Origin of the sequence: Paenibacillus sp. W4I10, from assembly GCF_030816325.1 — a bacterium.
Classification (GTDB): domain Bacteria; phylum Bacillota; class Bacilli; order Paenibacillales; family Paenibacillaceae; genus Paenibacillus; species Paenibacillus amylolyticus_B.
In genome coordinates this window covers 5,872,806-5,896,063 of the sequence record NZ_JAUSXX010000001.1, presented here as the reverse complement: position 1 = coordinate 5,896,063, position 23,258 = coordinate 5,872,806, and the positions used below count along the sequence as shown (strand labels likewise).

General features: G+C 45.5%; 21 protein-coding genes and 1 pseudogene. 2 read left to right on the top strand and 20 right to left on the bottom strand.

The genetic code is table 11. The features are described 5' to 3' along the window. Positions 1–31: 31 nt before the first annotated feature. From QF049_RS26425 to argC, 7 genes and pseudogenes are all read right to left on the bottom strand, one after another. Positions 32–1,267 (bottom strand): argininosuccinate synthase, encoded by a 1,236-nt coding sequence (locus QF049_RS26425; RefSeq protein WP_017692004.1) that lies wholly within the window; start codon positions 1,265–1,267, stop codon positions 32–34. Between the two features lie 157 nt (positions 1,268–1,424). Then, positions 1,425–2,391, bottom strand: a pseudogene (gene argF, locus QF049_RS26420) (ornithine carbamoyltransferase). 202 nt (positions 2,392–2,593) lie between these two features. Further along, entirely contained in the window at positions 2,594–3,847 is a 1,254-nt protein-coding gene (locus QF049_RS26415) for an aspartate aminotransferase family protein (protein ID WP_307543437.1), read from the bottom strand. 369 nt (positions 3,848–4,216) lie between these two features. Continuing rightward, positions 4,217–5,056, bottom strand: a complete 840-nt coding sequence (gene argB, locus QF049_RS26410; protein WP_091013051.1) for an acetylglutamate kinase — start codon at positions 5,054–5,056, stop codon at positions 4,217–4,219. Positions 5,057–5,100: 44 nt separating this feature from the next. Beyond that, entirely contained in the window at positions 5,101–5,283 is a 183-nt protein-coding gene (locus QF049_RS26405) for a hypothetical protein (protein ID WP_307541820.1), read from the bottom strand. Positions 5,284–5,376: 93 nt separating this feature from the next. After that, positions 5,377–6,615 carry a bifunctional glutamate N-acetyltransferase/amino-acid acetyltransferase ArgJ gene (argJ, locus tag QF049_RS26400; RefSeq protein ID WP_373428302.1) on the bottom strand — a complete coding sequence of 413 codons (1,239 nt, stop codon included), beginning with the start codon at positions 6,613–6,615 and terminating at the stop codon, positions 5,377–5,379. Positions 6,616–6,744: 129 nt separating this feature from the next. Further along, positions 6,745–7,794: an N-acetyl-gamma-glutamyl-phosphate reductase gene (gene argC, locus QF049_RS26395; RefSeq protein ID WP_307541818.1), complete on the bottom strand. Its 1,050-nt coding sequence runs from the start codon at positions 7,792–7,794 to the stop codon at positions 6,745–6,747. A 330-nt stretch (positions 7,795–8,124) separates the two neighbouring features. Here argC and cls point away from each other — a divergent pair, with 330 nt between their 5' ends. Continuing rightward, a complete protein-coding gene (cls, locus tag QF049_RS26390; protein WP_289390479.1) occupies positions 8,125–9,573 on the top strand; it encodes a cardiolipin synthase in 1,449 nt (482 codons plus the stop codon). A 247-nt stretch (positions 9,574–9,820) separates the two neighbouring features. Here the strand turns inward: cls and QF049_RS26385 are convergent, their stop codons facing one another. The 3 genes from QF049_RS26385 to secA all read right to left on the bottom strand — a co-directional run bounded on the left by QF049_RS26385 (position 9,821) and on the right by secA (position 14,766). Beyond that, complete coding sequence (locus QF049_RS26385) at positions 9,821–10,729, bottom strand: YitT family protein (RefSeq protein ID WP_307541815.1); 909 nt, start codon at positions 10,727–10,729, stop codon at positions 9,821–9,823. Between the two features lie 134 nt (positions 10,730–10,863). Next, positions 10,864–11,977, bottom strand: a protein-coding gene (gene prfB / locus QF049_RS26380; protein WP_124116498.1) for a peptide chain release factor 2 whose coding sequence is annotated in 2 segments (ribosomal slippage) — positions 10,864–11,904 and positions 11,906–11,977 — 1,113 coding nt in all. Because the reading frame shifts where the segments join, the coding sequence is not laid out codon by codon here. A 284-nt stretch (positions 11,978–12,261) separates the two neighbouring features. Continuing rightward, positions 12,262–14,766: a preprotein translocase subunit SecA gene (secA, locus tag QF049_RS26375; RefSeq protein WP_307541811.1), complete on the bottom strand. Its 2,505-nt coding sequence runs from the start codon at positions 14,764–14,766 to the stop codon at positions 12,262–12,264. A gap of 89 nt (positions 14,767–14,855) precedes the next feature. Here secA and QF049_RS26370 point away from each other — a divergent pair, with 89 nt between their 5' ends. After that, positions 14,856–15,023 (top strand): hypothetical protein, encoded by a 168-nt coding sequence (locus QF049_RS26370; RefSeq protein ID WP_188310506.1) that lies wholly within the window; start codon positions 14,856–14,858, stop codon positions 15,021–15,023. 530 nt (positions 15,024–15,553) lie between these two features. Here the strand turns inward: QF049_RS26370 and hpf are convergent. From hpf to QF049_RS26320, 10 genes are all read right to left on the bottom strand, one after another. Then, complete coding sequence (hpf, locus tag QF049_RS26365; protein ID WP_124116500.1) at positions 15,554–16,117, bottom strand: ribosome hibernation-promoting factor, HPF/YfiA family; 564 nt, start codon at positions 16,115–16,117, stop codon at positions 15,554–15,556. Positions 16,118–16,539: 422 nt separating this feature from the next. Next, complete coding sequence (locus tag QF049_RS26360; RefSeq protein WP_024631599.1) at positions 16,540–16,737, bottom strand: cold shock domain-containing protein; 198 nt, start codon at positions 16,735–16,737, stop codon at positions 16,540–16,542. A gap of 542 nt (positions 16,738–17,279) precedes the next feature. Then, positions 17,280–17,615, bottom strand: a complete 336-nt coding sequence (fliT, locus tag QF049_RS26355; protein WP_307541807.1) for a flagellar protein FliT — start codon at positions 17,613–17,615, stop codon at positions 17,280–17,282. After that, positions 17,608–18,000: a flagellar export chaperone FliS gene (gene fliS, locus QF049_RS26350; protein WP_253441270.1), complete on the bottom strand. Its 393-nt coding sequence runs from the start codon at positions 17,998–18,000 to the stop codon at positions 17,608–17,610. Before fliS ends, fliT begins: the two co-directional genes overlap by 8 nt. A gap of 29 nt (positions 18,001–18,029) precedes the next feature. Next, positions 18,030–19,604, bottom strand: a complete 1,575-nt coding sequence (gene fliD, locus QF049_RS26345; protein WP_307541804.1) for a flagellar filament capping protein FliD — start codon at positions 19,602–19,604, stop codon at positions 18,030–18,032. Positions 19,605–19,620: 16 nt separating this feature from the next. Then, complete coding sequence (locus tag QF049_RS26340; protein WP_307541802.1) at positions 19,621–20,010, bottom strand: flagellar protein FlaG; 390 nt, start codon at positions 20,008–20,010, stop codon at positions 19,621–19,623. A 130-nt stretch (positions 20,011–20,140) separates the two neighbouring features. Then, entirely contained in the window at positions 20,141–21,751 is a 1,611-nt protein-coding gene (locus QF049_RS26335) for a flagellin N-terminal helical domain-containing protein (protein WP_307541801.1), read from the bottom strand. 144 nt (positions 21,752–21,895) lie between these two features. Continuing rightward, positions 21,896–22,141: a carbon storage regulator CsrA gene (gene csrA / locus QF049_RS26330; protein WP_036612471.1), complete on the bottom strand. Its 246-nt coding sequence runs from the start codon at positions 22,139–22,141 to the stop codon at positions 21,896–21,898. Then, positions 22,142–22,570, bottom strand: a complete 429-nt coding sequence (gene fliW, locus QF049_RS26325) for a flagellar assembly protein FliW (RefSeq protein WP_307541798.1) — start codon at positions 22,568–22,570, stop codon at positions 22,142–22,144. A gap of 105 nt (positions 22,571–22,675) precedes the next feature. Further along, the gene (locus QF049_RS26320) at positions 22,676–23,245 is read right to left on the bottom strand and encodes a DUF6470 family protein (RefSeq protein ID WP_307541796.1); all 570 of its coding nucleotides are present in this window, start codon (positions 23,243–23,245) and stop codon (positions 22,676–22,678) included. Between the last annotated feature and the right edge of the window lie 13 nt (positions 23,246–23,258).

Sequence of the window (23,258 nt, the reverse complement as noted above, 5' to 3'; positions counted from 1 at the left end):
TATTGGTGTAGCTTTATTGTGCAGGTTGAAATTAGTTTTTGTTTTGCTCCACGCCGGAGTTTACTTTCAAACGCAGTGCATTCAGGCGGATAAAGCCTGTTGCATCGCCTTGATCGTAGGCTTGCGTTGGATCAGCTTCCATCGTTGCAATGTCCGGATTGTAGAGGCTGACAGGACTTTTCACGCCTGCGCCGATGATGTTGCCTTTGTACAGTTTCACACGAACGGTACCTGTAACGTTCTTCTGGCTTTCAGTCACCAGCGCTTGCAGCGCCAGACGTTCCGGTGCGAACCAGAAACCGTTGTAAACGAGTGTGCTGTAACGTGTGATCAGGCTATCACGCAGGTTCATCACTTCACGGTCCATCGTGATGGATTCCATTTTGCGATGTGCGGTGAACAAGATTGTTCCACCCGGTGTTTCGTACACGCCACGGCTCTTCATACCAACAAAACGGTTCTCAACCATATCTACACGGCCAATACCATGTTTGCCACCCAGCTCGTTCAGTTGCTCCATCACTTGCAGTGGGCTCAGACGCTCACCGTTCAGCGCAACACAGTCACCTTGTTCGAATTCCAGTTCCACATATTCCGCTTGATCTGGTGCATCCTCAGGCGCACTGCTCAGCAGGAACATGTCTTTGTTCTCGTCCGCGCTTGGATCGAACCAAGGATCTTCAAGCACACCGCTCTCATAGCTGATATGCAGCAAGTTACGGTCTGTCGAATACGGTTTAGCCGCAGATGCGGTTACCGGAATGCCATGTTTCTCAGCGTAAGCGATCATCTCGGCACGTCCCGGGAATTGGTTACGGAATTCTTCCAGACGCCAAGGTGCAATTACGTTAATGTCTGGTGTCAATGCAGCCGCGTTCAGCTCAAAACGAACTTGGTCATTTCCTTTACCTGTAGCGCCGTGAGCGATGGCTGTAGCACCTTCTGCACGAGCGATATCCACCATACGTTTAGCGATCAGTGGACGAGCGATACTTGTACCAAGCAGGTATTGTCCTTCATAGAGGGCCCCAGCCTGGAACATCGGATAGATGAAATCTTTTGCGAACTCATCGCGCAGATCGTCAATGTATACTTTGGAAGCGCCTGTTGCCAGTGCTTTTTCCTCCAAGCCATCCAATTCATCCTTTTGTCCGATATCCGCAGTGAATGCAATAATCTCTGCATCATACGTTTCTTTCAACCATTTCAAAATTACAGATGTGTCCAACCCGCCTGAATACGCGAGTACAATTTTTTCCTTAGCCATGTGTGATGGTCCTCCCCAAGATCAGTTAAGTTAAACAGAGCCTTCATACACTGAACCCTACGAGCTTCTTATTTAATTAACTTTTTAAAGTACATTATAGATGAATCTATCATCGCGAAATCTGCGCCTAAAATCAACCCATAAAGGTAAACAGCATCTATTCGCTCATTAACGCAGCCATTAATGCCTTCTGTGCATGCAAGCGATTCTCCGCCTGATCAAAGATCAGGGAGTTTGGCCCGTCAATTACACCGGCACTCACTTCTTCGCCGCGGTGTGCTGGCAGACAATGCAAGAACATGTAGTCCGGCTTCGCGCCTTTCATCAGTTCCTCGTCCACTTGATATGCCGCAAATGCCTGCTCACGAATCTTCTGCTCTTCCTCAAAGCCCATGCTCGCCCATACATCCGTATACACGATATCTGCATCTTTCGCAGCTTCCTGTGCACTGTACGTTACAGTTACTTCAGAACCGCTCTCCTGTGCGATAATGCGCGCCTGCTCCACAACTGCGCTATCCGGCTCATAGCCTTCTGGCGTTGCTACAGCAACATGCATACCCATCTTCGCTGCACCGAGCATCAGGGAGTGCGCCATATTGTTGCCATCTCCGATGTAGGCCATTTTCAGACCTGCGAGCTTGCCTTTGTGCTCCAGCACCGTTTGGAAGTCTGCCAGTACCTGACAAGGATGCGCTGCATCGCTCAGGCCGTTAATGACTGGAACATCGGCATGCTCTGCCAGTTCAGTTACATTATGGTGTCCAAAGGTACGGATCATGATGCCGTCCAGATAGCGGGACAATACTTTGGCTGTATCATGTGTTGTTTCCCCGCGACCCAGCTGGGATATCATTTTTGCTCAGAAAAAGTGCGTGTCCACCCAATTGAAACATGCCCACTTCAAAGGATACACGCGTACGTGTGGATGATTTTTCAAAAATAAGTCCGATCGTTTTGCCTTTCAACGGTTGAAAAGGTACACCGCTTTTTTGCTTGCCTTTAATCTCAATCGCGAGATCAAGCAGATAACGAATCTCCTCGGCCGTATAGTCCGTGAATTCGATAAAATCCCGGCCTCTCAGATCAATCTTCTGAATCTTTTCCGTCTGTTGTGCTGTCATCTATAATGTCCTCCTTATTTCCGGTTCCCTGCACCCGCATGGGCAGAAGAGAGAGCAACGTTGACACTTTGTCTGGGTGCTTCTCAAGTTGTTTAATCATTTCCATCTTCTGCAAGTTCACCACGCGGCTACAGGGATTCATCATCTCGTTCTGCTTCGAGGCCAGTAGTGGCCCCGAGACAGAAAGGTTCTCATTTTTATGTTAGACTTTCGCCGCTACGTGCTCTTCGATCAATGTGGCTACCAAGGATACCGCCTCGTCGATCTCTTCTTTGCTCACATACAGGTTCGGAAGCAAACGAATCACATTCGGTCCTGCAGAGACAAACAAGATACCTCGTTTTTGTCCAGCAAGCACAATATCACCTATCGGCTCAGCGCATTCAATACCGACGAGCAATCCCATGCCACGTACTTCCTTCACAAAGGAATTGCCGGCCAAACGATTCCGCAGGGAGCTCATCAGGTATTCGCCCATCTCCGCTGCACGCTCTGGCAAGCGATCTTCAAGCATCGTTTCAATTGTTGCGATTACAACGGATGAAGCGAGCGGTGTTCCGCCAAAGGTCGTCGCATGGCTTCCTGGCGTGAAAGCATCCCGCAAGAAACCTTTACCCAACATCGCGCCAACAGGGAAACCACTACCGATACCTTTGGCAACCGTGAACACGTCTGGCTCAATGCCATAATGTTCGTGTGCAAACAGTTTCCCCGTACGTCCCATTCCTGTTTGTACTTCATCAACTATCAACAGCAACCCATGCTCGTCACACATTTTCCGTACATGTTTGACGAATTCCGGTTCAACCGGATATACACCACCTTCGGCCTGAACCATTTCCAGCATAATAGCTGCTGTGTTGGGTCCAATTGCCGCTTCAAGTGCAGGGATATCATGCAAAGGTACGGTTACAAATCCGGCTGGCAATGGCAAAAATCCTTCTTTCACCTTATCCTGTCCGGTTGCTGTCAGTGTAGCGAGTGTCCGTCCATGGAAGGACTGGGCAAATGTGATCACTTCATACCGATCTGTACCCTTCACCTTCTGGTGATAACGACGGGCTACTTTAATAGCCGCTTCGTTCGCTTCGGCACCACTGTTACAGAAGAACACTGCATCAGCGCATGTATTGGCTGTCAGCAATGCTGCTGCTTTCTCCTGGCCCGGAATCTGGAACAGGTTGGACACATGCCACAACTCATCAATCTGAGCTTTCAGCTTGGCTCCAACTTTCTCCGGTGCATGGCCCAGGCTAGTTACAGCGAGGCCGCACATGAAATCGAGATAGCGGTTGCCCTGATCATCCCACAACCAGCTGCCTTTACCTTTAACCAGACTGATTGGATAACGTGCATACGTTTGGAAAAGCGAGCTTTCCGTCTGTACCGCTGCACCTGTTGCTGTTGCGCCCGCTACCGCTGTGCCAGAACCTGGCTGTTCGTTGCCTTTTGCCATGACCATATCACTCCTATTGGTTGGTGCAACGGCAATCATATAAGAGCCCTGACTTACACTAGACCACTCCGATTGCAGAACCATCTTTTGAACGCCTGCATATCCACTTCGATGACAGAACAACCTTCCGATCGCTGTTATCCCCGGATTTTTTTGATTAATTGTTTAAAGGTCGAAATCCGGGGATAAAGGCGCACGCTTCGCTTCTTCAGGTTATTTCTGTCCTCTACGTTATGCATTTTTATTCTTCAGTTTGGTTCTGCACCCTACGTTATTGTGTGTGTAATATTAGATTTCTTATATAAAAAAGCCGTGCACATATTTTTTATTTACTATCAGATCATGAAGACCCTAGCGCACTGAGAATAATTATTGCATACGGATAATTTTTGTTCCGATGATTTCTCCGCCGAGCACTCGGCTCAGGATCTGTGGTTCGCTTCCGTCTACGATGATGACCTCACGTACTTGGCCATGGATACATGCGATTGCTGCACGCACTTTGGGAATCATGCCGCCATAGATTTCTCCGGTTTGGATCATATCCTCGATCTCCTGTACAGATACGGATGGCAGTACTTTTTTCTCGCCGCCTACGTTCTTCATGATGCCAGGAACGTCGGTCACGACAATCATCCGACTTACGCCAAGATGAGACGCCACAGCACCCGCAGCTGTATCTGCGTTGATGTTGTAGCGTTGTCCAGTGGCATCCACACCAACTGGCGCGATAACCGGCATGTAACCCATGTTCACGATGCCTTGGATAATCTCTGCGTTCACACCCGTGACATCGCCTACCCAGCCGATCTCTGCGTGATTTGTAACAGGTTTAGCCTGGATCAAGCCACCATCCACGCCAGACAAGCCTAGTGCACGACCGCCCACACGTTGAATCAGACGCACGATCTGTTTGTTGATACTGCCCGCAAGCACCATCTCCACTACATCCAGCACAGGTTCAGTTGTTTTGCGCAGGCCATTAACGAATTCGGTTTCGATACCAAGCTTCGCCAGGTTATCCGAGATGGCAGGACCTCCACCATGCACGATTACCGGCTGCGTGCCCTGAGATTGCAAATCACGCAGATCCGCAAAGAAAGACTCTGGCAATGCCGCCAGTGTGCTGCCTCCACATTTCATGACAAACATCTGTTTCTCTGTGCTCGCTTCCGTTGCGGTACTCTTGTTTGGCATTGTTGAATTCATGAGGGCAAGCTCCTTTCGTTCAAATATTCTAAAAGGCTTAACACTTAATTGATGCGATATTCGTTGGCTGACCGTTCCGAATCCGGATCGTTCTTTTGATCGCTGTTGTCTCCAGGTTTTTTGATTCCCTTTATAAAGGGGAAACCCGGAGACAAAGGCGAACGCTTCGCTTCTACAGAATCGATTCCGTCTTCTCCACTGCCTTCGCCAGTTATCTCAAAGACCAAATAAAGTTCAATCCTTATAGATTTTCTATATATTTACGAAACAGCTTCTCATAGGGAAGCTGTTAGCTTCAATAGAATAAATGCTAAGGCGTATTACGTTCGGTATGCGGCGTTAATTCGGACGTAGTCATACGTCAGGTCACAGCCCCAGGCTATAGCCGTTCCTTCGCCGTGGTGCAGATCCACCACAATGCGAACTGTATCGGTCTGCAAATAGGCCAGTGCCACTTCTTCGTCAAACACGACTGGGCGTGACTGCGCAAGTACCGAGATATCTCCCAAACGAATATCCACCGTATCCGGGTTAACCGGTTGTCCTGCACGCCCCACGGCTGCAATAATCCGTCCCCAGTTGGCGTCCGCGCCAAACATGGCGGATTTCACCAGACTGGACCCGATGACCGTTTTGGCAATCGCTTGCGCAGATTCATCACTTACGGCACCTGTAACTTCTACCTCAACCAGTTTGGTTGCTCCTTCGCCATCGCGAGCAATTGCTTTGGCCAGCACTTGGCATACGTAGGTGAAGCCGGCTGCAAAAGCGTCCCAATCCGGGTGCTCCATCGTCAGCTCTTCATTACCTGCATATCCACTGGACATAGCTACCAGCATGTCGTTTGTACTTGTATCCCCATCAACTGTAATCATGTTAAATGTATGATTGGTTGCCTGGCGCAGCAGGCGCTGCAACGCTTCTGCACCAATGACCGCGTCAGAGGTCATGAAAGCGAGCATTGTCGCCATATTTGGATGAATCATACCCGAGCCTTTGGCGGCTCCCGCAATCGTAACCGTCTTGCCGTTAACCAGAACGGAGACGCAAGCTTCCTTTTTCACCAAATCCGTTGTCAGAATCGCTTGTGAAAATTGTTCCGCCTCATTAGACTCCTTGCCCATATGCGCTGGAAGTCCGGTGATGCCTGAATGTACAGCATCCATTTTGAGCAATTCCCCAATGACACCTGTGGATGCCACAGCCACGTCCTCTTCCGCTACACCCAACTCACGAGCAGCAGCCGAACGCATCGCATAAGCATCTTCTTCCCCTTGTTGCCCTGTACATGCATTGGCATTACCACTGTTAACGATAACAGCCTGAAGGCGTCCATTACTCAAGCTTTCGCGCGTTACTTTAAGTGGTGCGGCCTGAAACACGTTCGTTGTGTACACAGCAGCAGCTGTAGCTGGTACATCACATCGAATCGCTCCGATGTCATTCCGAGATGTCTTTTTCAATCCGCAGTGAAGTCCACCAGCAGTGAATCCCCCAGGGGTTACAATTGTTCCGTTCTCAATCACGGTAAAAGTATGTTGCTCCACATTCGTTCCCATATCATATCCCCCGTATGCGTTCAGCTATATGCTGATGATCGCCTGCTTAACCTGATCCGTTCTCCCTAAGTTCACTCCAAGAAAGCACTCTACACCGAATGTTCCAGTGCTCTTCTTGAATTCCATCTCTTATGGATATACCGGTGTCATGTTCAGCCCGAGGTTCTCCTCCCATCCCATCATCAGGTTCATATTTTGAATCGCTTGCCCGGAAGCACCCTTCACCAGGTTGTCGATGACCGAAATAATCGTCAAACGCCCTGTGCGAGGATCCACCGCAAATCCGATGTCACAATAGTTGGATCCGTACACTTCTTTGGTAGAAGGCCAGATACCCGGTTCACGTACACGTACAAAAGGTCTGTTCTCATAATACTTGCGATACAAATCCACGATCTCCCGGTCACTGTGTTCCCCAACGAGTTTTGCATACATCGTACTCATGATTCCACGTGTCATTGGCACCAGATGTGTTGTGAAGGTAACCGTAACAGGCGTTCCCGTTATACTGCCAAGCACTTGTTCGATCTCGGGAATATGTTGATGTTTATTCAGTTTATAGGCTTTTAAATTCTCATTCATCTCTGCATAATGGTTTGTCAGACTTGTTCCGCGTCCTGCTCCAGATACGCCTGATTTGGCATCAATTATAATAGTAGAAGGATCAATCCAGCCTGCCTCTACTGCAGGGATCAGTCCAAGAAGTGTAGCTGTTGGATAACAGCCCGGGTTCGATATAAAATTCTGTCCCTTCACTTCTTCGCCATACACCTCAGCCATGCCATATACTGCCTGTTCCAGCAAATCAGCTGGAGGCGCCGGATGTTTATACCACTCTTCGTACACCGTTCCATCCTTGAGTCTGAAATCGCCAGACAGGTCAATGACCTTAAGCCCTGCTGCCAGCAGGCTTGGTACGAGCTTTGCACTTACGCCGGACGGGGTCGCTGTGAATACCAGATCCGCACGACTCGCAATTTCAGCCGGATCTACACCGTCGAGTGGCCTGTGAATCACGTCCGTCAAATGCGGAAATCCATCTGCGATGGACTCACCACTGCTCGATGATGAGATCACCGATGTGATTTCTACCAGCGGATGGTTCTGGAAAAAACGAATCAGCTCCACCCCGCCGTAGCCGGTGGAACCGACGATTGCTACTTTTAATTTGTTATTCACTCTCGCTCCCCCAATCTCGATGTATGCGCTACTTGTGCTATGTCCTTGCCTGAAGGATACTTGAACACAGCAATTCCGTCGCTTATATGCATATTTGTGTATTATTATACGACTCTGGTTATATAAATACAACACTCTATCATCAATTTCACATGGATTTCCATCCAATCCGAACATATCTTTTTTGACATCCGGGACGAATAGGTATACATCTGTTAAAATACGTATTAGTAGGAAACATTACAATCAGGGTCTCATTCATAACTAACCTGCTAATCAAGGACATATGAATAGATTCATGATGGTCATTTTGAGACGTGGGGGACTATAGTGCATATCGAATCCATTTTACTTATTGTACTCCTGGGCCTGAATATTATTTTTGCGGCAGCAGTCGTTTTCTTCGAACGGAAGGATGCCAGCGCTTCCTGGGCTTGGCTGCTCGTCTTGAACTTTATTCCGGTGTTTGGGTTTGTACTTTATCTTTTAACCGGTCAGAATCTGACCCGATACCGGCTTTTCCAGTGGAAAGAACGTAAGAAGCTTGGGCTAGAGGAACGTATTGAAGCCCAGCTCACGCAGTTGCACGATAACCGCACCCCTTTCCGCAACCAAGCAACCGAGAGTAGCCAGGACATGATCTATATGAATCTGAAGCAGAACGGTGCTCTGTTAACGGAGGATAATGCGGTTGAGATCATTACGGACGGAACAGACAAGTTCCAACGGCTCTTGGATGACATCGAAGCGGCTCAGGATCACGTGCATGTACAATACTACATTTATAGAGGCGACCGTCTAGGCAAAAGAATTCGGGATGCACTTATCCGCAAAGCGCGAGAAGGCATCAAAGTTCGTTTGCTGTATGACGCGCTCGGATCACGGCGGGTATCCAAACGCTTTTTCAAAGAATTGCGCGAAGCAGGCGGTTTGGTTGAAGTCTTTTTCCCATCCAAATTCAGTCTGATCAACTTGCGTATGAACTACCGGAACCACCGGAAGATTGTCATCATCGATGGTAACCTTGGGTACACGGGCGGGTTTAATGTCGGAGATGAGTATCTCGGCTTGAACTCGAAATTCGGTTACTGGCGTGACACACATCTGCGTATTCAAGGGAACGCCGTCCATGCGCTGCAGACCCGTTTTCTCCTAGATTGGAATGAAGCGTCCAAGCAACACGATACACCTTACGTTCCGGCGCATTTCCCTCATATCGAGGGCACAGGAAAGATTGCCATGCAGATTGTCTCCAGTGGACCGGATGCAGAGACTGAACATATTAAGAACAGTTATCTCAAGATGATTAATGGGGCCAAACATTCGATTCTGATTCAAACGCCTTATTTTATCCCGGATGCCAGTGTATTCGAAGCGATTCGTCTGGCGTGTCTGTCTGGTATTGATGTACGCATTATGATCCCCAATAAACCCGACCATGCTTTCGTATATTGGGCTACGTTATCTTATATTGGTGAGTTGCTGAAGGTTGGCGCCAAAGTATTTATATATGATAATGGCTTCATTCATGCCAAAACACTTATCATTGACAGTTTGGTTGCATCCGTGGGAACCGCCAATATTGACTACCGCAGTTTCCGGTTGAACTTTGAGGTTAATGCTTTTATGTATGATGAAACGATTGCGACAGCACTTGTACAAACCTTTGAGCACGACCTGCATGTATCGCGGGAAATGACGCTCGATGAATACCAAAAACGCAGTCTAATCATTCGCTTCAAAGAAGCCATTTCCCGTCTGTTGTCTCCGATTCTGTAGTGAGATTACTCCGATGACAGAATCGCCTTCCGAAGTAACTTTCTTCAGAAAGATTTTAGCGAACGAATCGCTTCTTCAGGCTATTTCTGTCCTCTCCGTGATCGTGTTTAGTTGAAATTATAGTAATAGTAAAAAAACAGGCACATCCTCTCCCGTCATTTCGGAGAAGGATGTGCCTGTTTTTTTCTTGTCTTGAACTTCCAAACTCATGAGCCCACACGGCTCACTAGCTAGTTTTCACACCCGTTCACACATGTTCTCCCCGCTTAAAACCTTCGCCGAGCACTTCGTGTGCGTTACTGATAATGACAAAAGCCCCGGGGTCCACGGAGCGGATCAACGTTTTGAGTCTCGGCACCTCATTTTGCCCAACCACTACCATCAGTACGGTTCGTTGATCATCGGTGTAACCGCCTTTGGCTTCCAGCTTCGTTAATCCGCGATCCAGATCATCCAGAATCACTTTGCTAATCGCTTCAGTCTGGTTGGAGATAATATATGCCACCTTGGAGAAGCCTAGCCCCATCTCAACGGCATCGATCACTTTACCAGTAACATACAACCCAATTAGTGCATAGAGGGACTGTTCCAATGACAATACAAAAGCAGCCATAATAATAACAGTGGCATCCATAATTACGACACACAGAGAATAACTCAGTCCGCTGTATTTTTGTACGATTCTGGCAAGAATGCTCATGCCACCTGTTGATCCTCTACCACGATATACAATGCCGATCCCTAGACCAACGCCTATTCCACCATACAGTGAACCAAGTAACGGATTCGTTGTTGGGATGGCCCAATCCTTTGTGAGATAGACTAAGAGCGGCAGGACAATACTGCCCAGGACTGAACGAATACCATACTGCTTACCAATAAGCAGAAAACCCGCGATTAGAAGTGGGATGTTAATCGCCCATTGGGTATATGCCGGCTCCCAATTAAGCCATTCCTTGCCCAGGATCGATAACCCGGATACCCCACCTGAAGCGATCTGATTCGGTAATAAAAATAAATTAAAGGCCACTGCAATTAAAAACGAACCTAAAATGATAGATACCGTGTCCACGACGTTTCTCCATGGACCATTGAGTGGAATGAGGCTAGTTATCCTCTTTTTGCGATTATTGTGAAGTTGTGATCGTTGTTGCATGTTCTCGTGCTCTCCTTTGTTGTGACTGATCAGTTGTTTGTTCATGTTCTCTATATCTTATAAAATGATTCAAAAAAAAGCTCCTGTATACACCAGCATACGCCTACACGTATGGGTCCATACAGGAACTTATATTAATCCGTTTCTACTTTAATCTGGCTGCGCAAATAACCATCGATGAATGCATCGAGGTCGCCGTCCATTACTGCCCCTGTATTTCCAGTCTCTACGCTTGTACGGTGATCCTTTACCATACTATAGGGATGGAACACATAGGAGCGAATCTGGCTACCCCATGAAATATCCGACTGATCTCCTCGGATTTCATCCAGCTGTTGTTTTTGCTCTTCAATTTTACGCTCATACAATTTCGAACGAAGCATCGTCATCGCTCGCTCACGGTTCTTGATCTGTGAACGTTCATTCTGACACGTTACAACTACACCTGTCGGAAGGTGAGTAATCCGTACGGCAGAGTCGGTGGTATTGATATGCTGTCCACCCGCGCCACTTGCCCGGTACGTATCGATCTTGAGATCCTCTGTCCGAATATCCAATTCAATCGTGTCATCAATCTCCGGTACCACATCACAGGATACGAAGGACGTATGTCTACGGCCCGATGAGTCAAAAGGAGAGATTCGCACCAGTCGGTGTACACCCTTCTCGGCTTTCAGATAACCATAAGCGTTATGTCCCTTAATCGACAACGTTACACTCTTGATCCCAGCCTCATCACCTGGCAGATAATCCAATACCTCAACCTTGAAGCCACGCTTCTCGGACCAACGTGTGTACATCCGGAGCAGCATCTGTCCCCAATCCTGGGACTCGGTACCACCCGCACCCGGGTGAAGCTCCAGAATCGCATTCATCTTGTCGTATGGTTGATTCAGGAGAAGCTGAAGTTCAAACTCTGCGACTTTATTCACGATTGCTGTAATACTGTTACCAATCTCGGTAGCGAGGTCTTCGTCGCCTTCTTCATCCGCCAGCTCTATCATCATCACTGCGTCATCATAATCCTGCTGAAGTTTGGTGTATTGATCCACAGATCCCTTCACTGCGTTTAGCTCAGCGATTACGGACTGTGCCTTGTCACTATCGTCCCAGAAATCCGGGGCAGACATCTTCACTTCGAAGTTGCCAATCATCTCTTGCTTCAGATCTAAGTCAAAGAGACCCCCTAAGGTTTGTTAGTTTCTTGCCTATTTCACGCAGGTCATGCTTCACGTTTGGATCGATCATGTGCAATTCCTCTTTTCATTAAGATAAGCTCCCCGCATCCAGGGCATTCCTCCAGATCAAGTAAGTGATGCGCCACCCTGGTGTTGAGACTACTGTTATATCAGTATATCTCTTCCCGTGATCATGGTCATATTATTATAACTATGCACCATTAACCGGTTTTGCATCCTTCACTTCATCCTATGGAATGCCCGGCTGCAAGGAGCCGTTCATGTCATGCTATATAAGTTGACCTAGTTAATGTTACACCTGTCACTCCGATTACAGTAGCATCTTACGATCGCCTACTCTTGACCGTGGCAGTGTTTGAACTTCTTGCCACTACCGCATGGACATGGATCGTTACGTCCGATTTGGTCAGAAACCTTTACTGGACGTTTCTCAGCAGGTTCACCACTTGTCGAGATCTGACTTTCCTCAACAACCGCTTGACGCTCCTGATTGCTCTCGATCTGTGCTCTCATCACATAAGTTGCTACTTCTTCTTGAATCGAAGCAATCATCTGATGGAACATCTCGAAGCCTTCAAACTGGTACTCACGCAGGGGATCTGTACCACCGTAAGCACGAAGGTGGATACCTTGACGCAATTGATCCATCGCATCAATATGATCCATCCACTTGCTGTCTACTGCACGGAGCACAACCACTTTCTCGAACTCACGAACCATCTCTTCGCCAATTCGCTCTTCACGTGCATTGTACTTGTTCTGAACTTTCTCAAACAGGTACTCGATAATCTCTTCTGCTTCCTTGCCCCACAGATCATCTTTCGTTACCGAATTGTCATCCAGCAATTTGCTGTTCATGTAATCGGCAACTTCCTGCAGCTCCCAGTTCTCCGGAATATCGTCACTGCAATGTGCTTCAACGATACGTTCAATGGAAGGTTTGATCATATCCATAACGATCTGTTTGATATTCTCGGATTCCAGTACCTCACGGCGCTGTTTATATATAATTTCACGTTGTTGGTTCATCACATCATCATACTGGAGAACGACTTTACGCACGTCAAAGTTATTACCTTCAACACGTTTCTGCGCCGATTCTACTGCACGGGTAATCATCCGGCTCTCAATCGGTTGGTCTTCTTCAAAACCAAGGCGCTCCATCATGTTCAGTACATTGTCTGCACCGAAACGTCTCATCAATTCATCACCCAGTGACAGGTAGAATTGTGTTGAACCCGGGTCACCTTGACGTCCCGCACGACCACGCAGCTGATTATCAATCCGCCGTGATTCGTGACGCTCTGTACCGATGATATGAAGGCCGCCTACTTCAGCAACACCTTCACCCAAGATAATATCCGTACCCCGTCCAGCCATGTTGGTTGCAATTGTCACTGCACCCGCTTGGCCGGCTCCTGAGATGATCTCTGCTTCTTCCGCATGGTACTTGGCGTTCAGTACCTGGTGTTTTACACCACGGCGTTTGAGCATGTCAGACAGGCGCTCCGAGTTCTCGATGGATACTGTACCTACCAGAACCGGCTGGTTCTTGCTGTGGCGTGCCACGATCTCTTCTACAACGGCATTGAACTTGCCATCGATGCTCTTATACACGACATCTGCCATGTCATCCCGCTTGTTTGGACGGTTGGTTGGAATCTGCAGTACTTCGAGACCGTAGATTTTTTTGAACTCTTCTTCCTCGGTTTTCGCTGTACCCGTCATACCCGCAAGTTTACGGTACATCCGGAAATAGTTCTGGAAGGTAATCGTAGCAAGCGTCATGCTCTCGTTTTGTACTTCAATGCCTTCTTTGGCTTCAATCGCCTGGTGCAATCCATCACTGTAACGACGTCCAGACATCAGACGACCTGTGAATTCATCGACGATCATAACTTCCTCATCACTGACCACATAATCCACGTCACGACGCATGATTACATTAGCTTTCAAACCCTGTACGATGTGATGGTTGAGAGTTACATTGGCATGATCATACAAGTTTTCGATACCAAATGCTTTCTCTGCTTTTGCCACGCCCGCCTCAGTCAACGCTACGGATTTCACCTTGATGTCTACCGTAAAGTCTTCTTCCGGCACCAGACGTTTCACAAAGCGATCTGCTGAATAGTACATATCCGTCGACTTCTGAGCTTGTCCGGAGATAATGAGTGGCGTACGCGCCTCATCGACCAAGATGGAGTCTACTTCATCAATGATACAGAAGAACAATGGACGTTGTACCATTTGCTCTTTATACAGCACCATGTTGTCACGCAGATAGTCAAAACCAAACTCATTGTTCGTTCCGTACGTAATATCACATGCATACGCATGTTGTTTCAAAGCATGGTCCATACCGCTCAGGTTAACCCCTACCGTCATGCCCATGAATTCATAGATTTGTCCCATTTCCTGGCTATCCCGCTGTGCCAAATAGTCATTGACCGTGACCACGTGTACACCTTTGGACATCAACGCGTTCAGATATACCGGAAGTGTTCCTACCAGCGTTTTACCTTCACCCGTTTTCATCTCGGAAATACGGCCTTCATGCAGAGCGATACCGCCCAGCATCTGTACATCGTAGTGACGTTTGCCCAGTACACGGCGTGATGCCTCACGTACGGTTGCAAATGCCTCTGGAAGAAGCTCATCTGTTGTTTCTCCCTTTTCAATACGAGCACGGTATTCGTCCGTTTTACCTTTCAGTTGTTCATCAGACAACGCCTGAAATTGTGGTTCCAGTTTATTGATCACATCGACCGTCTTCATCAGACGTTTAACATCACGTTCGTTCATGTCGCCGAAGATCTTTTTGACAAGTCCTAGCATGGTATACCCCTTTCGCGCAAAACAGAATAGACCCCCTTGTTGCCGCCACGCGACACCATCGGATGGATGTTGTATCCACTTACCCGGGGGTGACAAACAATATAAAAAGTAATATGGATGAATCAACTCCAGGCTTGCCAAGGGTTCCTCATGAAGCTGATTCGGTGTTCAAACGGATTCGGTTATTAAAAACTAGCCGAAGCCCGAGCCTTGCGAATCATGTTCATGGTGCTGTGCCTGTCATTGATTATGATTAGCGATCATTCGTTGACAATTCTCCATCAGGACAATGATTCTCTTTGCATAAATTGTAACAGTTTGTAAGGGCCGCCGCAACACGCCACGGCACACTTCTTTGAACTTCTGAGACATATCAAATGGAGTTGAAGTGCAAAAAATCATAGTCGTTAGCGGAAGCGTTCGATTGTCATGTTTCGTTTTGCAGGATAGACGGCCCTGTCAACGAATTTTGATGGTAAATTTGGTTATAAATTCAATATAAAGTTCTAGAATGCATGTGGTACGAATGTTTTCGTACCGTCCTAATCTGGCGGATAAACTGTACAGTTTATGATTCTTCTTACTATCTATTAGACGCAGCTACATAGGGAATAGTTTCACCATTTTATTTCCAAAGGTCATTTCCCAGCCCCTCTACGCACAAAAGAGCCCCATCCCCTAAGGGATGGAAGCTCTTGTTAAGTCTAATCCAGGAAACTACAGTTCCTATCTTCATTATTATTAGATATTATACCCAAATCCGATCCAATGATCCTGTACGTTAAGATTAACCTTGTTCAATCAATCCGTACTTACCATCGTTCCGTTTGTAAACAACGCTAACTTCTTCACTGTCAATGTTGGAGAATACGAAGAAGTTGTGACCAACCATGTTCATTTGGAGGATTGCCTCTTCCACGTCCATTGGTTTCAACATAAAGCGTTTCGTCCGTACAACTTCCAGATCATCTTCATCCGTGTCCGCATCCAGTTCAGCTGTAGCTACAGTGCCTGTTGGATCTTCAACGAAGAGTGTTTTCAGGCTGCCTTCCTGGCGGAACTTACGGTTAATTTTTGTTTTATGTTTGCGGATCTGACGTTCCAGCTTGTCTACCACGGAGTCAATGGATGCGTACATATCGTCGCTCTCATCCTCAGCGCGGAGCACAATGCCTTTCAAAGGAATCGTCACTTCCACCGTATGCAAGCCTCTCGTCGTGCTCAATGTAACAGCACCGTCAGAGTTAAGGGGTGCATCGAAATACTTCTCGAGTCTACTCAACTTTTTGTCGACATAATCCTTCAAAGCATCAGTAACCTCGATTTGTTGACCTCGAATACTTAAATTCATAGGGCACTCCTCCTTTTTCCTTTGCCACTTCATTATAACACGAATGTAAGCGCCATGTAAAAACTCCCGGTGACCGAATAATGACATCTGTTCAAGCCACATCTGCCAACGTAGGCATAACGCCATATTTCGCGATATTCCATCATATTCAGCCATAATCGCAAATTTACATGCTATGTCTTATTAGGCGCTTGATGATGTATTTAACCGTTTTTGATCCTGCTCAATCTATTATGTAAAATGAACTTCAATCTATCTCTTGAATCTATTAAATTTAATAGAATAATGTTCCTCGGATGATTCTCAAAATCTCTAATCTATTGAAACAAAAAAAGACCCCGGAACGTACCGGAGTCTGATGCTAGCGATAATTCAATTTGGTAACCATCTAACCATATATGTAGGTCGGATTGTCCGGATGATTATAATTTGATTACGTTAGCTGCTTGCGGTCCACGCGCGCCTTCGACGATGTCGAATTCTACGGATTGACCTTCTTCCAAAGTTTTGAATCCTTCGGATTGAATTGCGGAGAAATGTACGAATACGTCGCCGCCGTCTTCAGTTTCAATGAAACCGTAACCTTTTTCTGCGTTGAACCATTTTACTTTACCTTGCATGCACTAACATTCCCTTCGTCATCAAATGAAGTGAAGCTTTCGGCCTTAACCTCTGCCCACAATTCAGATAATACCATCCAAAGTTATCCATTGTCAATTGGAAAAGTAAATGTTTTCTTGGAATTTTTTGTAGATTAATTGGGGATTGTGTTGAAAGGTGGGATAACTTGAATATATCAGGTAATTGGAGGGTTGGTAAGTCTATTTTTTATGTATTAATAATAGAAACTCGGATGAGAGTTTACTATTCAGATAACGAGTGAATAACAAAATATACGAAAGTTAAACATTTTATAATTTTACTATTATAGTTAATTAGTATAAGGGGTTATTTTAGGATAAGCAGAAAATTGACCTGTACTAAAAAGTAGTAGATCACTAAAAACATGGCACTGTTTGCTTAAATCTATTAACTCATATTTATATGAACAATCAAATTATTTATTAAAACAATCTTCATTTTCATAGATAAGACGAGTTAACAGACTACGTTTAAAATAAAACAGAGCAAATCTTAGGTGATCTGCCCTGTTCTTTATATGTTATTTTCTTCTATCCATAAGCATACTATCCGGCGCATAGGTTGTCTCATATACATTTCGCTGCATTTTTGCTTGATTACGCTTATGCAACCAATCTTGAGCCTCAACCCGAAGTGCGTTCATACGATTAAGTAAAGTTTTATCATAGGCCAAAATCCGATGAACTTCCCCTTTTTGTTTCACATCCAGAGGACAATTCTCACTCTCTTTAATTATAGCATCCACAATATGTTGGCGATCTTCTATGAAGGACTCCAGTTCCTCATATGAGATCTCCTCAATCCGTTCAATGACTTCCTGAGTCATTATAGACAATTGCTCAATAAGCTTATCCATGAGCACTTTCAGTCTGAGCAGAGGCAAGTTTAGAAGCCTGCACCCAAGTTTCCCGCAAATCCGTCAAATATCCAATGGCCTCTTCTGCTTTTTCTGGACTTTTACGAATATTAGCCTCGATTAGAAGATAGTTCGTGTACTCATATAGAGCGAACAAGTTTTTGGATACATCGAATGACTGGTCCAGCGTAGACATAAGTTCACTAATAATCGTCTGAGCTTTACCCAGATTCAAATTCGCCTTTTCAATATCCTGGTTATTCAGGCCCTCAAGTCCAACTTTTACAAATCGGATTGCCCCATCATACAGCATAATTACCAGTTGAGCTGGCGTTGATGTCTGAACGGAAGATTGACGATATTTTTCATAAGGAGATTTAATCAATTAGGTCACCCTCTATTATAAAATTTCTCTTAGCTAGTGGTAGAGAATAGACTGGACGACTGTGAACTGAGTTTGTTCATTGCTGTTTCCATCGCAGTGAACTGTTTATAATAACGAGTCTCTGTGTTTTCCAAAATGGTAAGCATATTCGTAATTCGACTATTGTACTCTTTGAGTTTTCTACCCATAGCACTTTCTTCTTTGTAACTGACTGTGAGATCAGCTGAGAATTTACTGGTTCCGACACGTGTAACGAGGCTATCCAACGAACCTGATATTTTGTCTGCCAACTTGTCAAAAATACCATTATTCGCCTCACTACCTGTCCCCTGGAACAGATCAACTGCTTTTTGAGGATTCTCAGTCAACGCTTTTTTCAAGACGACTTCATCCAGAACAATTTTGCCTCCTGAGTTGTAGGATCCCATTGTAATCCCCATCTCAGACAAAGCGACGACTTGACCCGATATAATTCCTCTCATGTTAGAAAGCGCTGATCTTAAAATGTCATCATTTTTCAATAGACCACTCTTAGCTTTGTCAGTCCAGTTGGTAATATCCGTATCTTTCATCGCTGTCTTTTGTTCGTCGGTCAACGGTTTGAAGTCACGATATTTGTTCTCGTCTAACTTGGTATTTAACAACGTTATTAACGAGTTATAGTCCTCTACGAAGCTTTTAATGGTTTGCAAAGCAGTTTCAGTATCACTCGATGTCGTAATGCTAACAGGTATGTCCTTAGAAGGGTCTGCCGGATCTGCTGTCGTCTTCTGAAGAGTTAACTGCACACCGTTAATGGTAACAGTATTGCTCTTGTCCGTATAATCTCTGCCGTTAACACTGAATTTGGCATCTTGAGCATTTGTTGTTTTGTACTTGTCCGGCCCATCATTAACTGGGTTATATTTCTGATTAAAAAGCTCAAGTAAACTGTCATCATCCGTTGCTACAAGATCTGCTTTACCGTCTGTACCACTCGTTTTAGAGTTGATAATTAATTTACCACTTATCTCATCATACTTGGCAGTAACGTTAGCTTTGGCATTACCATTAATCGTAGCGACCATCGTAGCGATGGATGTAGATCCGGTAAATAATGACTTACCATTACTATCGGTAAAACTCACACCGTTAATCGTGAATTTAAATTCTTCAGCATTGAGCGCAGTTCGATCTGCCTCTGTGAGTGTAGCTGGATCTTTTCCTTCTTTCATAATCTGCAAATCAGCTAACGTCTTGGTGCTGGCTACAGGTACATCAAGACCGAAGGTTTCAACTGTTTTCTTGGTTGCTAATTGCGTAATACTGACTTTCATATCGATCCCGTTGGCAGTAGCTGAAGCTTCTGCTTTAAGGGCATCTGTGTTCCCGCTCACTACAGCTTTTTGTGTATTTAATGCTGCACTTTTACCATACTTATCAATGAGTTTATTTGTACGAAAGTCCACGAGCTTACTATTAATTTCTCTATAGCTGTCTCGTTTCCATTCTAGGATTTGCTTTTCCTGATTTAGTTTATCCAGCGGAATTCGTTTCGCAACCATCATACTTTTAACCATGCTATCGACGTCCATACCGGAGAAGCCGTTAATACGTGTAACCATTCAATCCCTCCTATAATTATATTTTCTCGTCTACCAATATACCTGCGATTTCCATCATCTTGGCAACCAAGTCCAACGTTTTCTCTGGTGGAATCTCACGAATAAGTTCCCCAGTATCTTTATTCATCACTTTGACCATAATGTCATGGGTCTTCTCATGGACACTGATCTCCAGCGTAGTCTCAGGGCCTTGCAAAGATTGCACTGCACGTTCAATCGTTTTAATCAATTGCTCATCTGCAACCGAAATTTTAGCACCTTGGCTTTCTTTCGTGCTCAGATCTTTATAATTCTTAATAGCTGACGCTGAAGATATTGATTCACTTGCACTTTGAACAGGAGCTACTTCTGGTCGGGGCTGTCCGTTAGCTGCGCCGGATGCCGAGAAGGAAAACTGTACATTCATGTGCTCTATCCTCCAAGAACGCTTGATTTATTATATATATCGGTCATTGGTCTTCGTTATTTTAGGGAATTCCTAGCAAAACAAAAAAAAGCCCCGGAGTAATCCGGAGCTTTCGGTATTGAAGTGAACCTTAACGAAGCAATTGCAGAACGCCTTGTGGTTGTTGGTTAGCTTGAGCCAACATTGCTTGTGCAGCTTGTGCAAGGATGTTGTTCTTCGTTTGTTCCATCATTTCTTTAGCCATGTCTACGTCACGTACACGGGACTCAGCTGCAGTCAGGTTCTCGGAAGATGTGTTCAAGTTGTTGATTGTGTGTTCCAGACGGTTCTGAACCGCACCCAATTTAGCGCGCTCGCTAGAAACGGAGCTGATTGCTTTATCCAAAGAAGTGATTGCGTTAGAAGCACCAGCTGTAGTAGAGATGTCTACACCAGCTACGCCCAGAGCAGCGGAACGCATGTCATTTACACCGAAAGTGATGCTTTGACCTTTGTTAGCACCGATTTGGAAAGTAACGCCACCATTGCCGGAAGCATCGGTTTGTGCTTGAGTCAGACCCAAATCTTTAACCGTAGTTTTGCCCGCAAGATCTTCAAGGTTAATGGAACCACTTTCGCTAACAATTTCAAGACGTCCGTCTGCCAAAGCATTAACTTTTACGTCCTTGATATAACCAAAGTCACCATCAGCTGTCGCACCAGATGCAGTGTTAGCTTTAGCAATTGCGGCGTTGATAGCTGTTTCCAATTTAGTTGCAACGGAATCCATGGTATCTCCATTAGCTACAACACCCATTTGTCCTTGAAGTTTAGTGTCACCAATAGTAAAGTTGAATGGATCATTGGCTGTAATAGCCGTACCGTTATAATTGCTAGTCCCTGCAGCTGCTGTACCACCAGCTGCTACCTTAGCGAACACCCCTGCACCAGCAACGTTTTCAACAGTTGAAGCAGTTCCTGTAGAACCACTTTCAATTGTAACAAGACCAGCAGCTTGATATCCTTTTACATGTGCTACATTTTTACCAGAAGCATCAATTGCTTCATTGATTTTGCTTACAATTAAGTCAACTGCTTTTTGTCTAGAAGCAGGATCGGCAGTTACACCAGTTAAGACACTCTTTTCATCTGCACTAAGGTTCTGCCAGTTTACATCAATTTCAGTTCCATCGATGTTCAACGTTTCTTTTACAAAGTCAGCAGTATCTGGTTTGTTAGCAACTACATCAATAGCTGCTGTGCCAGCAATTTTACCCGCAGACAACTTAGCAACAGAAGTTCCTGTAGTAGAATCCAGACCTACAGAAGCACCTGAAGTTTTCAAAGCGCCGTTCAACAATTTCTTCGTATTGAACTCAGTAGTATCACCGATACGGTCGATTTCTGATTTCAATTGGGAAACTTCGCTTTGCAATGCTTTACGATCTTCTTCAGTGTTCGTACCGTTAGCGGATTGAACGGAAAGTTCACGTACACGTTGCAGGATGCTGTGAGTTTCGCTCAATGCGCCCTCAGCTGTTTGGATCAAAGAGATACCATCTTGAGCATTTTTGGAAGCCATATCCAAACCGCGGATTTGACCGCGCATTTTTTCGGAGATTGCCAAGCCTGCAGCATCGTCACCAGCACGGTTGATACGAAGACCAGAAGACAATTTCTCGATGTTTTTGCTAGTTGCAGCAGAGTTAGTGGACAGTTGGCGGTGAGTGTTCAACGCCGTAATATTATGGTTGATAATCATTTGATATTTCCTCCCTGAAGATAAATTAGTTCCACATCCTTGTGGTAAACGCCGCGACATTAAGGTCGGCCGCCCTGCCGAAGCAGCGTCTAAATTATATATCGACGGAAGGTGAGCAACTGTTTATAGCAAATTGGAATATTTTTAATCTTTTTTGATATCTGTATTTCGCAGACGTTCCATAAAGGCTTCAATATTGGCTGCCAGCGGCGTGGCAGACTCCCGATTAGCCTCTTGGATCGAAGCATAGATCTCCTGCCGGAATATATCAATATGCTTGGGTGCGGAGATTCCAATACGTACGGTATCTCCCTCTACGGCGAGCACAGTCACCTCAATCTGATCCTGAATGATAATGGACTCGCCTTTTTTACGTGATAATACCAGCATTTACACTCCACCTTTCACTGATTTGGCATCGTCTTCTGCCCAGATTAGATGACGTGTATCGTAAGAAGATTGATGGAGCACGACTTGCTTACCTAAATGTTGCTCGGGGTTAAGAACTACGGGTGCAAGCAGGTTCATTGTTGATTTATTCGCCTGTGAATGAATGGTTACCATAGAGTACACGGACACTTGCTCTGCAATCTCCAATTCTTCCTTATCTAGCTCTCCCAATTCAAAACTATAATCTGGTACGAAAGTAAACGGACTTACCAAGAGGAATGCCAGTCCCGGCTCTCTTGTAGATTGCAAATAACTGAAAGGTGTATCTTCCCAAGGAACCAAAGCAAACTCAGTTTCTTCTTCAAATCCGGGTAAACCTTTAGGAAATTGATATACATCTTCTGTTTTAACCTCTAATGATCCCCACATGCTTGTCTGAATATGAATAATAAACGCCTCCCTGGCGAAAGTTTTATGCAAAAAGAGCCATAGATGTCTACGATCAAGACCGTCTATAGCTCTACTTTATAATAACTAGAATCCTATATCTATGGCAGGTGGCGTGTACTGAATCGATGCATACTGCTTCACATAGACATCAAGCTTGCCCCGATTATACTCAATCTCCGGTCTATTCACAATGACATTCATTTCCGAGACAGCTGGAGTAAAGTTGATATCCGGCGCCTGAGTATAGACACGAGTCTCTACATTCCCAGAAGAAGCGGGTGTCCGCGTTTCCGGAAACGGCCTCCCCTGCCAGTCTGAGCCAATAATATTCGCAATGGTATTTCCAGGCTTATGAATTGCGGCCAATTCATTACCCTGCTGAACTCGTTCAGCCATATTCTGCAGAAATATCTGTTGAATGCCTGAATAGATCCGTGCATTCATATCAATCATATTGCCGCCCGTGTAAGCAGAGAATGCCTTGCTCTGATCTACACTCAATCTCATCGGATGACTCTCCACCGTTAGCTTGGCAGGTCTCGTGTTCAACTGTACCTCAGCTTTGGGTTGACGAATGGAGAACTGTCCTGGATCTGCATCAATACTTAATAGAGTCGGCGTTGTCCTAATCTGAAGAACGGGAAGAGTACTCAAACGTTAACTCCTC